Raw genomic sequence first — 13976 nt, forward strand, 5'->3', positions numbered from 1 at the left:
AAACGGATATACACCCAACCCCCCAAAGCATGGTCGGCACAAAGGCCGCCAAGCCCAAAGCGCGCTAAGCCAAATCCGGATCCCGCGAAGACCGCAAAGAATTGCTCTCAAGCTCATACCGCAACTCACCCACCAACGCCTCAACCGCCTCCGGCGTACGCAGCGAAGCCAGATCCAGGCCACTGATCACCAGATCCACCTGCCCCGAATCCGGGTGATACAACCTGACCGTCAGCGAATGATCACCATCCACCGAACAATCACAAGCCAGCGGCGCAAAACTGTGCTCGAGCCGAGCGCGCAACTGGGCAAGATTCATCATGGACATCGTTCCTATGGCTGTTTCAAAGGGGCGCGATCGCAAGCCGCAAATAGCTCACACCGCACCCCACCAGCCTAAGAACACACGCCCCCGGCCAATACATGAATTTGCACCCTTGTAACTAGTGCATTTGCACCCTCAGCGCTGCCCCTTTGTGCCCCATTCTCCAGAGAACAATCCACGCTCCCTGGCCCAGACAATCGCCTCGCTGCGGCTGTGCACATCCAGTTTGGAATACACCGTGGCCACGTGATTGCGCACGGTATTGGGCGCGAGCTTCAACCGTGCGGCAATCTCCTTGTCCGCCAGACCTTCGCAGATCAACCCCAGCACGTCCCGCTCGCGGGCCGTCAGGTCAGTGAACGAGGCGCTGGGCAGTTGCGGCGAGTTGATCTTCTTCACGTTGGCCAGCTTTTCGATCAAGGTGCGGCTGAACCACGAAGCATCCTTCATCACCTCTTCGATAGCCGCGACCAATTCCAGCTCGGTCCGCTTGCGCTCGGTCATGTCCATCAACACCAGCAGATAGCAGGAAACATCGTGAATATTCACGGTGTCGGCCGAAACCGCGCATTCCAGCAACTCCTCATCCTTCTTGCGCACCGGCACGTCCACGCGATCCACCCGACCATTCTTGGCCAGCGCGGACAACAACCGCGTGCGCGCACCGTCATCGTGGATGAAGCTCAACTGCGTCACGGTTTTACCGATCACTTCATCGCTGTCGTAGGCCAGGGTGTCCAGAAATGCCTGGTTGACGTCAATGACCTCCTGCCTGTCAGCGGTGCAGATCAGAATCGGCACCGGTGTCAGGCGAAAAGCCTTGGCAAAGCGCTCCTCGCTTTGGCGCAATGCGACTTCGACCCGACGCCTGGGCTCCATGTCGACAAAGGAAAACAGCATGCAATTCTCGTCATTGAGCAGCAGCGGCTGGCCGGCAACGATCACCTGTTTGCTGCCGCCGTCAGGCAGGCGCAGTTCCGCCTGCATCTGCGGAATGGTCGCGACATCGCGCAAGCGCTGGATAGCCAGATCGCGTTTATCGGCCTGCTCGAAGATATCGATTTCGTATGCCGAGGTGCCGATCACCTGATCGCGGGTGTAGCCGGTCATTTCCAGAAAACCCGGATTGACCTTGATGTAACGCAAATCGCTGAGCCGGCAGATCACCGCCGGCGCGGGGTTGGCGTTGAAGGTTTTTTCGAAGCGCAGCTCGGCGTTGGCCCAGTCGGTGACATCGCTCATGATCAGCACCAGTGACTCGGGCTGTCCGACGCGGTCGGTCAGCACCATGCTGCGCACACTGTGCACCCAGACACGCTCCGGGTCGTCCACGGGCGAGATCTCGATCAGCACGTCACTGAACGCCTCGCAACGCGCCACGCGGCTGATCGGGTAGTTCTCGGGCGACAACACATGGTTATTGCGATAGCGCAGGACGAAGCGTTTGGCGTACTCGTCAGCGTTGGTGCCCAGGTCACCGATGGTGCTGACGCCATGCATGGTCAGCGCCGCTTCATTGGCCCAGAGAATGCTTTTGTCGAGCTCCAGCAGAATCACCCCGTCCGACAGCCCGGCGATGATCTGCTGCAACTGGCGACGGTTGGTTTCGGTGGTCAGGACTTCCTGGCTCATTGGATCTCCACACTGTGATGCGGCTAGGTGAAGAGTACGACCGCGACGACTCGGGATCGTGCCACGCCATGAAAATCGCCGAAAAGCCCTCTGTGGGAGTGCGTGAGCTGCAATCTGTGCCAGTTCACTTGTCCCGCGGCACAACGCCGTCAAAAAGATTTTTGAACCCACCAAAAATCATCCGCTGCCCGTCAAAGCCCATGGGATTGACGTCTGGTTGCATGCGCGGATCTTCCATCATTTTCGCCATGCCTGCGTCGCGGGTGGCCTTGTCCGGCCAGATCAGCCAGCCGGAAGAAACGGTCTCGCCTTCCCTGAGTTTCACCGCCAGCGGGAATGAGGTGAGCTTGCCCTCAGGCACATCGTCACCCCAGCACTGGACGACATCAACGGCGCCATATTCCTTGAACAGCCGGGCGGCGATCTCACAGTGTTTTTTGTACTGTTCACGATTGGCGTCAGGCACGGGTGCCACGAAGATATCGATGTAGGCCATATTCATTCTCCTTTCAGGATGGGTTCGATCTGCTGACTGGTCGATTGCGGCTGGCGCCATTCGACACGATTCACGCCAAGCCCGACCGGCGGTTCGTCACTCGCCCCAAGATTGCCCTCGACCTGCCCGGCCATGTGCAGTGTGCCCGCCATCACCCCGGTGGTCGGATTCTGCAGCAGCTTCAGCCAGGCCTTGTCGAATGTGTTACCCAGGCTGCTGCGGATCAGCGCTTCGCTGTCGGGGCGGTCGTTGGCCTGGATGATTGCGCGAATGCCGGCCACGCCGACTGAAATCATCGCCCCGGCCAGTTTCCCCGCCGCTGCTGCCACCGCACTGGCGGCGCCACGCGGGGCCATTTCCGCTTCGATGCGCTGGCTGGCGCGTTTGGCCACCGGGGCCATGGCCGCGTCGGTGGAAGAAATGCCCCTGGCGCCGCCATCGGTGTGGATCTTGGCGATCAGCGCGGCGTACGCCGGCAGGGTGTTCAGCGGTTCGGTGCTGATGACCTGGAATAGCGAAGCATCCCGCGCGGGCGGCGGGCCAAGGGCGATGGCCGGAATTTTTTGCAAGTGTCCGTTGAGCTGCGCAATCGGTACGCCATGACGCTGGGCGATGAGCGGCATCTGCTGCGCCATCAACTGCGCATAAAACGCTGTGGCCTGAGCCAGAATCGCATCCGGATCGACCTCAACCGCGACCGGCGCCAGTACCCTTTCCTGATATTGCTCAAGCAGATACGCCGCCAGCCGTTTCGCCGAAGCATCCTGCTCGCCGCCAGCGCTGATCGTGTACCAACTGACCTTCATCGACAGCCATTCCTGGGTCCAGTAGCTGCTGAACCACGGGATGAAATTTTCTTCAGTTTGCTGATAGACCCGAGTGCGCCAATGTTCCATCGAGCCACGGGCGAACAGCTTGACCTGCTCGGTGGCCTGCTGCGAGGCGCCAAGGATTTCGCGATCGATCTGCTGCCAGGTTTGCGCCGATACCACCACGGCTCGCGGCGCACTCACCGGTGCCCGGGCCGAGGTGGCGCAGCCGGCCAGCAGAAACAGTGCGGCAACGACCAGCGCGCGCGGGTTCACGGTGGTGGCGTCCTTTGGCTTGGGGAGGTGCAGGTTTGAGTATAGGCAGGTGAGCAAGAGGTGTGCCGCATGTTCTGGCCTCTGTGGGAGCGAGCTTGCTCGCGAAGGGGCCTTCAGCGTCACCGCAAACCTCAACCATCACCACCATCGATATCCACCATCGCCACGATTGCCTTCCGCGCCTGGCTCATGAAAGGCACGATTGACTCATCCGACACACAACGAGGCGTTCACATCATGATGCATACCCAAGTCACCCTCTCCGTGAGTTTCCCGGTGTTCGGCAGCAACTACTACCAACAGCACGTCGTGCCGCGCAAGGCGCAGACGCTGGTGTTCAACGAAGATTTCGACGATCTGCTGATGCCCGCCGCCAGCAATCACTTCAGCAATGAAGTGGTCGGCCTCAACGATCAGTTCCGCTTCCTGAGCGACATACTCGCCACCCATTTGCTCGATCACGAGGCCCCGGTGCCTGCGCGATCCCGCGTCCAGGCGAACGCTCGTTTTTTCAACTGAGGGCTGATGCACAGAGGGCGTTCCTGTTGCGGGAACGCCCTCTGCTCATTCAGTCAGTCATCATCGCGATCACGGTAATAACGACGGCCATCGCGGCGGTCGTCATCGCGGTCGTCCCAGCGCCGGTCATGGTCGTAATAGCGGCCATGATCGCGGTCGTAATGCCGGCCATGCCGGTGGTCATCATCAAAATCCGCAATACAGCCGCTGAGCAATACGGCGGCGGTCACAGTGAGCAGCATCGTTGTCGCTTGCTTCATTCAACACTTCCCTAAAACCCAAGGTCTTGACGACGGAAATCGCCGCGCTGCCCGCGTCTTCAGGACGCCGTGCGCGCAGCCGCAGATACGACCGGGTAAAAGCAGGTTGATTCAGTGGCCACCATCGACCGTTGGTCGGCCCGTTCGCCACGGCCGAACGGCGGCGTAATGCCACCTATACTGCTTGCAACCAACCCCCATGCAATGGATCTGCACCCTCAATAACAACAAGCAGAGGTGGACCATGGTCTGGCAGCAAATCTACGACCCGTTCGGCAATCCGGTGCTCTCCACGCTGATGGCCGCGGTGCCGGTAGTGGTGATGCTCGCGGCGCTGGCGTTCTTCCACGTAAAGGCGCATCTGGCGGCGCTGCTGGCACTGGCGTCCGCCCTGCTGATCTCGATCTTCGCCTTCGACATGCCAGCGGGCATGGCCGGTTCGGCGGCGTTGTTCGGCGCGGCGAATGGCTTGCTGCCGATCGGCTGGATCGTTCTCAACATCATCTTTCTGCATCGCCTGACCACCGAGAACGGCTCGTTCAAAGTGCTGCAGGATTCCCTCGCACGCATCACCGACGACCGGCGTTTGCAACTGCTGCTGATCGCGTTCTGCTTCGGTGCGTTCTTCGAAGGCGCGGCGGGGTTCGGCACGCCGGTAGCGGTGACCGGGGCGATTCTGATCGGCCTGGGGTTTTCGCCATTGGCCGCATCCGGTCTGGCACTCATCGCCAACACCGCACCCGTGGCATTTGGCGCACTGGGCACGCCGATCATCACCCTCGCCAAAGTCACCGGGCTGGATGAGATGGAGCTGTCGATGATGGTCGGTCGGCAGTTGCCGTTCTTCTCGGTGCTGGTGCCGTTCTGGCTGATCTGGGCCTTTGCCGGATGGCGCAAGATGCTCGAGGTATGGCCGGCAATTCTGGTGGCCGGGGTGAGTTTCGCCATCCCCCAATTCCTCGTGTCGAACTACCACGGGCCGATGCTGGTGGACGTGATCGCCGCGCTGATTTCCATGGCCTGCCTGACGCTGTTCCTCAAGGTCTGGAAACCGGCGACCATTCACACCTCGGCAGCGCTGTCCGGTCGCGTCGACAACTCCAAGGTCGACGAAGAAACAGTCACCGCCAGCGCCGCGTTCAGCGATCAGGCGCGCCCGGCAGTAATGCGCGCATGGATGCCGTGGATCATTCTCACGATATTCGTGTTCGCCTGGGGCACGCAGGGCTTCAAGAACATGTTCGACACGCGCCCGGTGATCGATCCGGTCACGCAATCGGCCAAGCTCGACCCGCAAGGCAAACCGGTGCGCGAGGCCAATCCGATTTTCGCCCCGTCAGTGACTTTCACCAGCCTGCATCTGCAAATAGAAAAAGTCCCACCCGTGGTTGCGGCGCCGAAAGCCGAGGAAGCGGTGTACAAGTTCACTTGGCTGACCGCGACCGGCAGCGGGATTCTGCTGGCGGCAATTGTTGGCGGTTTATTGATGGGCTACTCGATCCCGCAACTGATCAAGCAATACCTGCGCACGCTTTGGGTGGTGCGGTTTTCCCTGATCACGATTGCGGCGATGCTGGCGCTGGGGTTTCTCACCCGCTATTCGGGGCTCGATGCGACCATGGGCCTGGCGTTCGCGGCGACGGGGATTTTCTATCCGATGTTCGGCACGCTGCTCGGCTGGCTTGGAGTGGCGCTGACCGGCTCGGATACCGCGTCGAACGTGCTGTTTGGCGGCTTGCAACGGGTGACTTCGGAACAACTGGGCATCAGCCCGGTGCTGATGGCCGCGGCGAACAGTTCCGGCGGGGTAATGGGCAAAATGGTCGACGCGCAGTCGATCGTCGTCGCCTCCACCGCGACCCGTTGGTATGGGCATGAGGGCGAGATCCTGCGTTACGTGTTCTTCCACTCGATCGTGCTGGCGATCCTCGTCGGCGGGCTGGTGACGTTGCAGGCGTATGTCGCGCCGTTTACCTCGATGGTTGTAGGTGGGCCATAACTGAAGAAAGACAACTCCACTGTAGGAGTGAGCCTGCTCGCGATAGCGGTCTGTCAGTTGATACTGATTTGACTGACACACCGTAATCGCGAGCAGGCTCACTCCTACAGGGGTTTGGTGTGATCTGCCAATTGATGAGCTCAGCACATAACTCTATAGCGCAAATCCGACAAAACCTTTTCCCCTCTCCGGCGGTCACTCCTTTTACGAGACTGGCATGCATGCCGGCGCGCCCTTTTGGGCCTTTTGCAATCCTGCCGCCCGATGAGAGAAAAGGAATCGAACCATGCCGATTTCCCGACGCAACTTCATGATCCTCGGCGCCGTAACCGCGACGGCGTTCGCAATGCCCCCCTTTATCAGCCTCAAGGCCTACGCGGCCAGTCTGGAGCAACCGGCCATGAGCAAAATCACCCTGCAAGTCAACGGTAAACCACAAACCCTCGAAGTCGACACCCGCACCACCCTGCTCGACGCCCTGCGCGAACACCTGCACCTGACCGGCACCAAGAAAGGCTGCGACCACGGCCAGTGCGGCGCCTGCACGGTGATCGCCGACGGTCGGCGGATCAACTCCTGCCTGACCCTGGCGGTGATGCACGAAGGCAGCGAAGTCACCACCATCGAAGGCCTCGGCATGCCGGACAAGCTGCACCCGATGCAGGCCGCGTTCATCAAGCACGACGGTTATCAGTGCGGCTATTGCACGCCCGGGCAGATCTGCTCGGCGGTCGCCGTGCTCAAGGAAATCCGCGACGGTATTCCCAGCCACGTCAGCCCGAGCCTGACCGAGCCGCCGAAGCTGATCGCCGCCGAACTGCAGGAACGCATGAGCGGCAATATCTGCCGCTGCGGCGCGTACTCGAACATCATTGAAGCCATCACTGAAGTCGCGGAGGTGCCGGCATGAGAGCCTTCAATTACAGCCGCGCCGACTCGCCTGCGGCAGCCGCCTCCCAGGCTGCGCAGGTCGAAGGCGCCAAGTTCATCGCCGGCGGCACCAACCTGCTCGACCTGATGAAGCTCGACATCGAAACCCCAGTGCACCTGATCGATATCAACCACCTCGGCCTCGACCAGATCGAAGCCACGCCTGAGGGCGGACTGCGTATCGGCGCCCTGGTGCGCAACACTGATCTGGCCGCCGACGCCCGCGTGCGCAAGGACTATGCCCTGCTCTCCCGCGCCCTGCTCGCCGGCGCTTCCGGACAGTTGCGCAACATGGCGACCACCGCCGGCAACCTGCTGCAACGCACCCGCTGCCCTTACTTTTACGACACCCATCAGGCCTGCAACAAACGCAATCCGGGCAGCGGTTGCGCGGCGATCGGCGGGGTCACTCGACAACTGGGGATCATCGGCGTCAGCGACGCCTGCATCGCCACCCACCCGAGCGACATGGCCATCGCCATGCGCGCCCTCGATGCGCAGATCGAAACGGTGAAGCCCGACGGCAGCACCCGCAGCATTGCCATGGCCGATTTCCATCAATTGCCCGGCAATACGCCGAACATCGAAACCAGCCTGACACCCGGTGAGTTCATCACCGCCGTGACCCTGCCGGCGCCGGTCGGCGGCACGCACATTTATCACAAGGTCCGCGATCGCTCGTCTTACGCCTTTGCGCTGGTATCGGTCGGGCTGATCCTGCAAAAGGACGGCACCGGCCGCGTCGCCGTTGGCGGCATTGCGCCGAAACCGTGGCGGGTCGAAGCCGCTGAAGAGCTGCTGCCCAAGGGAGCCAAAGCAGTCAGCGAGCGCCTGCTCGAAGGCGCGACGCCCACCGAGGACAACCAATTCAAACTGACACTGGTCGAGCGCACGCTGGCCTCGGTGTTGGCGCAAGCGAGGGAAACCGCATGAAATTCGACACGCCCGCCACCACCAATCCCATCGACCGCCTGAAGGTCGTCGGCCAGCCCACCGAGCGCATCGAAGGCCCGTTGAAAACCAGCGGCCAAGCGACTTACGCCTACGAGCAACATGAAGCGGCTGCCCATCAGGCCTACGGTTTCATGGTCGACTCGGCGATCGCCAAAGGGCGGATCAAAGCCATTCATCTCGACGAGGCCAAAGCCGCACCCGGCGTGCTGGCGATTGTCACTGCAGAGAATGCCGGCAAGCTCGACAAGGGCGATTACAACGCCGCGCATCTACTCGCCGGCCCCGAAGTGCAGCATTACCAGCAAGCCGTTGCGCTGGTGGTTGCCGAAACCTTTGAACAGGCGCGCGCCGCGGCGCAACTGGTCAAGGTCGATTATGAAACCACTGAGGGCAAGTTCGATCTGGCCAGCGTCAAAGACCTCGGCGTCGAGCCGAAAGACGAGCTGCCCGACGTCAATCACGGCGACTTCGACAAGGCCTTCGCCGCCGCGCCGGTGCAGTTCGATCAGAGCTACACCACGCCGGACCAGTCCCACGCGATGATGGAACCGCACGCCACACTGGCCGCGTGGAAAGGCGATCAGTTGACCGTGTGGACATCGAATCAGATGGTCGCCTGGAGTGTCGGCGACATTGCAAAAACCCTCGGCCTGCCGAAAGAAAAAGTCCGTTTGGTTTCTCCGTACATCGGCGGTGGTTTCGGCGGCAAGCTATTCATCCGCGCCGACGTGATCCTCGCCGCCCTCGGCGCACGCATGGCTGGCCGGCCGGTGAAAGTCGCCCTCGCCCGCCCGCAAATGGCCAACAACACCACCCATCGCCCGGCCACGATTCAGCGCATCCGCATGGGCGCCACGGCGGAAGGCAAGCTGACCGCCATCGCGCATGAAGGCTGGTCGGGCAACCTCGCCGACGGCAAGGTCGAACTGGCCGCGCAGCCGAGTCAGTTGTTGTACGCCGCAGAAAACCGCCGCGTCAGCATGCGCCTCGCCCCGCTTGACCTGCCTGAAGGCAACGCCATGCGCGCGCCGGGTGAAGCGCCGGGGCTGATGGTGCTGGAAATCGCCATGGACGAAATGGCCGAACAGCTGAAGATGGACCCGGTGCTGTTCCGCATCGCTAACGACACTCAGGTCGATCCGGTGAAGACCGAGCGGCCGTTCTCGCAACGCCAACTGGTCAAATGCCTGCAGATCGGCGCAGAAAAATTCGGTTGGGATCAGCGCAAGGCGCAACCGGGCACTCGCCGCGAAGGACGTTGGCTGATCGGCATGGGCGTGGCGGCGGCGTTTCGCAACAACCTGCTGGTCAAGTCCGGCGCCCGCGTGCGCCTGGAGCGTGACGGCAAGGTCGTAGTCGAAACCGACATGACCGATATCGGCACCGGCAGCTACACGATCATCGCGCAGACAGCCGCCGAGATGATGGGTGTGGGCCTGAATGATGTGGTGGTGCGTCTGGGCGATTCGGACTTCCCGGTCTCGGCTGGCTCCGGCGGCCAGTTCGGCGGCAACTGCTCGACCGCCGGGGTCTACGCGGCGTGCGTGAAATTGCGCGAAGCGGTGGCGCAGAAGCTGGGGCTGGCGGCGGGTCAGGCCGAGTTTGCCGATGGTCAGGTGCGCGTCGGCAGCAAAAGCCTGCCTTTGCGCAACGCCGCTGAGGGCGGCGCGCTGGTTGGCGAGGACAGCATCGAGTTCGGTGATCTGGCCGAGAAGTATCAGCAATCGACCTTCGGCGCGCACTTCGTCGAGGTCGCCGTCGATGCCGCCACTGGCGAAGTGCGTGTGCGACGCATGTTGGCGGTTTGCGCGGCGGGACGGATTCTCAACCCGACCTCGGCGCGCAGTCAGGTCATCGGCGCGATGACCATGGGCGTCGGCGCGGCATTGATGGAAGAGCTGGCGGTGGACAAGCGCCTGGGCTTTTTCGTCAACCATGACCTCGCCGGATACGAGGTGCCGGTGCACGCCGACATTCCGCATCAGGAAGTGATCTTCCTCGAGGAAACCGACCCGATTTCTTCGCCGATGAAGGCCAAGGGTGTTGGTGAATTGGGGATTTGCGGCGTGAGTGCAGCAGTGGCGAATGCGATCTACAACGCCACCGGCGCGAGGGTGCGGGAGTACCCGATTACGCTGGACAAGATTCTGGATTCATTACCGGAGATGATTTGAAGTCAAAAGCCCCTCATCGGAACGCCGCCCGCCTAACCCTCTCCCAAAGGGAGAGGGGACCGAACCGGGGATAGTCAGGATGTGCAGCGACTTGAAAGTCTTTCTGTGAATCCATAATCGCAACGGCACATTCAGGTCGATGCACATCGCAAGACATCTCAGTCGGCTCCCTCTCCCTCGGGAGAGGGCTGGGGTGAGGGGAAATGGCTTCACTCGGTCTTTGGATATTGCTCATCACTGACCTGTTCCATCCAGTCCACCACCTTGCCATCCAGCACTTCCGCAATTGCGATATGACTCATCGCCGTCGTCGGTGCCGCTCCGTGCCAATGTTTGGCACCCGGCGCAATCCACACGGTATCGCCCGGACGGATTTCGCGAACCGGCTGGCCCCATTCTTGGACGAACCCTGCTCCTGCGGTGACGATCAATGTCTGTCCTAACGGATGGGTGTGCCACGCAGTTCTCGCGCCCGGCTCGAACGTTACGGTCGCGCCGCTGACGCGGGCCTCGTCGGTACCCTTGAACGGCGCATCCACCCGCACCGTGCCGGTAAACCAGTCAGCGGGCCCTTTGGCCGAGGGTTGAGAGCCGTTCGGCGTGACCGTGACACGCGGGGTTTCGGTGGCCTGCACCTCGCCGGCCAGCAGCGAGAACGTCAGCGCAGAAGCAGCGATCGGGTTCATGGCGGTTCCTCCGGATGAATAATGCAACCACTGTAGCGATCTGCACTCTTTAAATAATCGTCTAGAATCCGAAAAAACTTATGCAGGACAATCATCAATGCTCCGGGAAAATGCCACCGACCTGCTCGCCTTTCTCGCCGTTGCCCGTGAACGCAGTTTCACCAAGGCCGCGGCCAAACTCGGCGTGTCGCAATCGGCGCTCAGCCACACCATTCGCAGTCTCGAGGCACGTCTCGGCCTGCGCCTGCTGACCCGCACCACGCGCAGTGTTTCGCCGACCGAGGCCGGCGAACACTTGCTGCAAACCATCGGCCCGCGCTTCGAGGAGATCGAGGTGGAACTGGCCGCCCTGAGCAACCTGCGCGAGACCCCGGCGGGAAAGATCCGCATCAGCGCCACCGACCATTCGCTGAACTGGCTCCTGCGTCCGGTGTTGCAGGATTTCCTGCCGCAGTACCCGGATGTGTCCGTCGAGGTTTGCTGTGACTATGGCTTCGTCGACATCGCCGGCCAAGGCTTCGATGCCGGTGTGCGCCTGGGCGAAGACGTCGCCCAAGGCATGATCGCCACCCGTATCGGTCCGGACATGCGCATGGCGGTGGTCGGCTCGCCCGCCTACTTCGCCCGGCGCGCTGCGCCACAGACCCCGCGCGACCTGACCGAGCACGCCTGCAACAACCTGCGTCTGCCAACCAATGGCGGGCTGTATTCGTGGGAGTTCGAAAAGGACGGCGAAAGCCTGAAGGTTCGCGTCTCCGGGCAGATCACCCTGAATGGCGTCTACCCGTTGCTCGACGCCGCGCTGGACGGTTTCGGTCTGAGCTACATCCCGGAAAACGTGGTCGCGCCGTTTCTGGCCGACGGCCGCTTGATCCAGGTGCTCGGAGACTGGTGCCCGGCGTTTTCCGGTTATCACCTGTACTATCCGAGCCGACGCCAGGCAGCGCCGGCGTTTGCGTTGTTGCTGGAGGCGTTGCGCTATCGCGTTTGACCCGGTTCAGCCCAGCAACGCAATCAGCTGATGCCGCTGCGCATCGGTGAGCATCGGCCCGAAACCGGCTCCGGCGTTGTCAGCCATGTAGCGCGGATTGCTGGTCCCCGGAATCACGCAGGTCACAGCCGGGTGCGCCAGCAGAAACTTCAGCGCCAGTTGCGGCCAGCTGTTCACCTGTACATCCGAGACCCACGCCGGCAACGGCTTGCCCTTGAGCCGGGCGAGCAGATCGCCGCCGCCAAATGGCCGGTTACAGATCACCGCGACCCCGCGCTCGCGGCACAGCGGCAGGATGCGCTTTTCCACGCCTCGGTCGTCGAGGGCGTAGTTGATCTGCAGAAAATCCAGCTTCTCGGCCTTCAGCACCGCTTCGACTTCGTCATAGGCCGACGAGGTGTAATGGGTGATGCCGATGTAGCGTATCCGCCCCTGCTCCTTCCATTCGCGCAGGGTCGGCAAGTGGGTTTGCCAGTCGAGCAGGTTGTGAATCTGCATCAGGTCGATGCGCTCGGTTTGCAGCAGGCTGAACGACTGCTCCATCTGCGCGATACCCTCCTCGCGCCCGCGGGTCCAGACCTTGGTGGCGAGAAAGGCCGGCGAGCGCGGTTCGTGGATCGACAGCAATTCACCGGTGGTCTGCTCGGCGCGGCCGTACATCGGTGAGCTGTCGATCAGTGTGCCGCCCTTCCTGAACAGCGCTTCGAGTATGGCGGGCAATTGCCGGTAAACCGGATCGCCCGGGCCGACGTCGAAACCGCGATAGGTGCCCAATCCGACCATGGGCAGTGCCTCGGAGCTGGAAGGGATGGCGCGGGTCTGCATGGTCTGGTCTCCTGCCGTGTGCGGCGCAGTGACGGGCGGCGGCGTGCCGCTGGCCAACGCCCGATCAATCGTCAACATCGCCGCTGCCTGAGCAGCCAGCGTAAGCAAGCGGCGACGAGAGTAACCCTCAGTGTGGCGCATGCGAGTCCTCCTGCTGCGCGGGATCTGTTGCATGGTGTGTGCGCAGGCTGTCAGGCGCAGTCGCTGAACTACACTGCCACAGCCAACCTCCCACCCCGTTAAAAGTAGCCGAATGTCCCGAACCCTGATGTCACTCGTCGTTTTCATCGTTGCCGTGTACCTGGTGCTGTGCGCCGCGCTGTTCGTGTTTCAGCGTTCGCTGATCTGGTTTCCCCAGCCTGCCGCCGTGGTTTCAGCGGATTCGCGAGTGCAGCTGTCGATGCCGGACGCCGAAGTCTGGGTGACTACCAGAGAGCGCAGCGGGACGCGGGCGCTGATCTATTTCGGCGGCAATGCCGAGGACGTCTCGCGCAATCTGCCGGAGTTCACCGAGGCGTTCCCGGACTACGCGCTGTATTTCCTGCACTACCGGGGCTTTGGTGGCAGTACTGGCTCGCCATCGGAAGCGGCGATTGCCGAAGATGCGCTGGCGTTGTTCGATCAGGTCTACGCCAGTCATCCGCAGATTGCAGTGATCGGGCGCAGCCTTGGCTCGGGTGTGGCGGCGCGCCTGGCCAGTCAGCGGCCGGTGCAGAACCTGATCCTGGTAACGCCGTTCAACAGCCTCGAGGAAATCGCTGAACGGCAATACCCGTGGGTGCCGGTGAAGTGGCTGCTCAAGGATCTTTTCGAATCGGGCAAGTACGCCGCGCACATTCGCGTGCCGACATTGCTGTTGGCAGCGAGTGATGACGAGGTGATTGGACGCAGCAGCACGCAGCGGTTGTTCGAGAACTTTCCTGCGGGGGTGGCGACGCTGAAGGTGGTGCCGGACTCGGGGCATAACTCGATTTCTGAGCGAGGGGAGTATTTGCGGTGGATGGGGGATGTGTTGAATCGCTGAAAGGTGTAGCGATCATGGAGACGCCTTCGCGAGCAGGCTCACTCCTACAGGGGGAATGCATTTCAAATGTAGGAGT

At 61.8% G+C, this 13976-nt stretch carries 14 protein-coding genes; 7 read left to right on the top strand and 7 right to left on the bottom strand.

The features are described from left to right. Positions 1-64: 64 nt before the first annotated feature. The 4 genes from J2Y90_RS21260 to J2Y90_RS21275 form a co-directional block, all read right to left on the bottom strand. Positions 65-322: a DUF1652 domain-containing protein gene (locus tag J2Y90_RS21260; RefSeq protein ID WP_253502776.1), complete on the bottom strand. Its 258-nt coding sequence runs from the start codon at positions 320-322 to the stop codon at positions 65-67. A 138-nt stretch (positions 323-460) separates the two neighbouring features. Then, a complete protein-coding gene (locus tag J2Y90_RS21265; RefSeq protein WP_253502779.1) occupies positions 461-1957 on the bottom strand; it encodes a helix-turn-helix transcriptional regulator in 1497 nt (498 codons plus the stop codon). 124 nt (positions 1958-2081) lie between these two features. Then, on the bottom strand, positions 2082-2453 hold the full coding sequence (locus tag J2Y90_RS21270) for a DUF1428 domain-containing protein (protein ID WP_253502782.1): 372 nt from the start codon (positions 2451-2453) through the stop codon (positions 2082-2084). A 2-nt stretch (positions 2454-2455) separates the two neighbouring features. After that, the gene (locus J2Y90_RS21275) at positions 2456-3538 is read right to left on the bottom strand and encodes a hypothetical protein (protein WP_253502783.1); all 1083 of its coding nucleotides are present in this window, start codon (positions 3536-3538) and stop codon (positions 2456-2458) included. Positions 3539-3775: 237 nt separating this feature from the next. Here J2Y90_RS21275 and J2Y90_RS21280 point away from each other — a divergent pair, with 237 nt between their 5' ends. Beyond that, on the top strand, positions 3776-4057 hold the full coding sequence (locus J2Y90_RS21280) for a hypothetical protein (protein WP_253502786.1): 282 nt from the start codon (positions 3776-3778) through the stop codon (positions 4055-4057). 53 nt (positions 4058-4110) lie between these two features. On the opposite strand, the gene J2Y90_RS21285 is transcribed toward J2Y90_RS21280, so the two are convergent. Then, positions 4111-4317: a hypothetical protein gene (locus J2Y90_RS21285; RefSeq protein ID WP_253502789.1), complete on the bottom strand. Its 207-nt coding sequence runs from the start codon at positions 4315-4317 to the stop codon at positions 4111-4113. A 244-nt stretch (positions 4318-4561) separates the two neighbouring features. On the opposite strand from J2Y90_RS21285, the gene J2Y90_RS21290 reads away from it, so the two are divergent. The 4 genes from J2Y90_RS21290 to paoC all read left to right on the top strand — a co-directional run bounded on the left by J2Y90_RS21290 (position 4562) and on the right by paoC (position 10374). After that, positions 4562-6316: an L-lactate permease gene (locus J2Y90_RS21290; protein ID WP_253502792.1), complete on the top strand. Its 1755-nt coding sequence runs from the start codon at positions 4562-4564 to the stop codon at positions 6314-6316. A 286-nt stretch (positions 6317-6602) separates the two neighbouring features. Further along, positions 6603-7226 carry an aldehyde dehydrogenase iron-sulfur subunit PaoA gene (gene paoA / locus J2Y90_RS21295; RefSeq protein ID WP_253502795.1) on the top strand — a complete coding sequence of 208 codons (624 nt, stop codon included), beginning with the start codon at positions 6603-6605 and terminating at the stop codon, positions 7224-7226. Continuing rightward, complete coding sequence (locus J2Y90_RS21300) at positions 7223-8179, top strand: FAD binding domain-containing protein (protein ID WP_253502849.1); 957 nt, start codon at positions 7223-7225, stop codon at positions 8177-8179. Before paoA ends, J2Y90_RS21300 begins: the two co-directional genes overlap by 4 nt. Continuing rightward, positions 8176-10374 (top strand): aldehyde oxidoreductase molybdenum-binding subunit PaoC, encoded by a 2199-nt coding sequence (gene paoC / locus J2Y90_RS21305; protein ID WP_253502852.1) that lies wholly within the window; start codon positions 8176-8178, stop codon positions 10372-10374. The genes J2Y90_RS21300 and paoC overlap by 4 nt, the downstream gene beginning before the upstream one ends. Before the next feature lie 209 nt (positions 10375-10583). Here the strand turns inward: paoC and J2Y90_RS21310 are convergent, their stop codons facing one another. Next, positions 10584-11060 carry a (R)-mandelonitrile lyase gene (locus J2Y90_RS21310; protein WP_253502855.1) on the bottom strand — a complete coding sequence of 159 codons (477 nt, stop codon included), beginning with the start codon at positions 11058-11060 and terminating at the stop codon, positions 10584-10586. A 97-nt stretch (positions 11061-11157) separates the two neighbouring features. Between J2Y90_RS21310 and J2Y90_RS21315 the strand changes: the two genes are divergently transcribed. Next, complete coding sequence (locus tag J2Y90_RS21315; RefSeq protein ID WP_253502858.1) at positions 11158-12051, top strand: LysR family transcriptional regulator; 894 nt, start codon at positions 11158-11160, stop codon at positions 12049-12051. 6 nt (positions 12052-12057) lie between these two features. Here the strand turns inward: J2Y90_RS21315 and J2Y90_RS21320 are convergent, their stop codons facing one another. Next, positions 12058-13017: an aldo/keto reductase gene (locus tag J2Y90_RS21320; protein WP_253502862.1), complete on the bottom strand. Its 960-nt coding sequence runs from the start codon at positions 13015-13017 to the stop codon at positions 12058-12060. A 112-nt stretch (positions 13018-13129) separates the two neighbouring features. On the opposite strand from J2Y90_RS21320, the gene J2Y90_RS21325 reads away from it, so the two are divergent. Next, positions 13130-13900 carry an alpha/beta hydrolase gene (locus tag J2Y90_RS21325; protein ID WP_253502866.1) on the top strand — a complete coding sequence of 257 codons (771 nt, stop codon included), beginning with the start codon at positions 13130-13132 and terminating at the stop codon, positions 13898-13900. The last annotated feature ends 76 nt before the right edge of the window (positions 13901-13976 follow it).

The organism is Pseudomonas koreensis (assembly GCF_024169245.1).
GTDB lineage: Bacteria > Pseudomonadota > Gammaproteobacteria > Pseudomonadales > Pseudomonadaceae > Aquipseudomonas > Aquipseudomonas koreensis_F.

What these genes read in the sequence shown, in the direction of transcription:
- J2Y90_RS21260 (WP_253502776.1), bottom strand. Translation starts at nt 322, where the DNA reads ATGATGAATCTTGCCCAGTTGCGCGCTCGGCTCGAGCACAGTTTTGCG.
- J2Y90_RS21265 (WP_253502779.1), bottom strand. Translation starts at nt 1,957, where the DNA reads ATGAGCCAGGAAGTCCTGACCACCGAAACCAACCGTCGCCAGTTGCAG.
- J2Y90_RS21270 (WP_253502782.1), bottom strand. Translation starts at nt 2,453, where the DNA reads ATGGCCTACATCGATATCTTCGTGGCACCCGTGCCTGACGCCAATCGT.
- J2Y90_RS21280 (WP_253502786.1), top strand. Translation starts at nt 3,776, where the DNA reads ATGATGCATACCCAAGTCACCCTCTCCGTGAGTTTCCCGGTGTTCGGC.
- J2Y90_RS21285 (WP_253502789.1), bottom strand. Translation starts at nt 4,317, where the DNA reads ATGAAGCAAGCGACAACGATGCTGCTCACTGTGACCGCCGCCGTATTG.
- J2Y90_RS21290 (WP_253502792.1), top strand. Translation starts at nt 4,562, where the DNA reads ATGGTCTGGCAGCAAATCTACGACCCGTTCGGCAATCCGGTGCTCTCC.
- paoA (WP_253502795.1), top strand. Translation starts at nt 6,603, where the DNA reads ATGCCGATTTCCCGACGCAACTTCATGATCCTCGGCGCCGTAACCGCG.
- J2Y90_RS21300 (WP_253502849.1), top strand. Translation starts at nt 7,223, where the DNA reads ATGAGAGCCTTCAATTACAGCCGCGCCGACTCGCCTGCGGCAGCCGCC.
- paoC (WP_253502852.1), top strand. Translation starts at nt 8,176, where the DNA reads ATGAAATTCGACACGCCCGCCACCACCAATCCCATCGACCGCCTGAAG.
- J2Y90_RS21310 (WP_253502855.1), bottom strand. Translation starts at nt 11,060, where the DNA reads ATGAACCCGATCGCTGCTTCTGCGCTGACGTTCTCGCTGCTGGCCGGC.
- J2Y90_RS21315 (WP_253502858.1), top strand. Translation starts at nt 11,158, where the DNA reads ATGCTCCGGGAAAATGCCACCGACCTGCTCGCCTTTCTCGCCGTTGCC.
- J2Y90_RS21320 (WP_253502862.1), bottom strand. Translation starts at nt 13,017, where the DNA reads ATGCGCCACACTGAGGGTTACTCTCGTCGCCGCTTGCTTACGCTGGCT.
- J2Y90_RS21325 (WP_253502866.1), top strand. Translation starts at nt 13,130, where the DNA reads ATGTCCCGAACCCTGATGTCACTCGTCGTTTTCATCGTTGCCGTGTAC.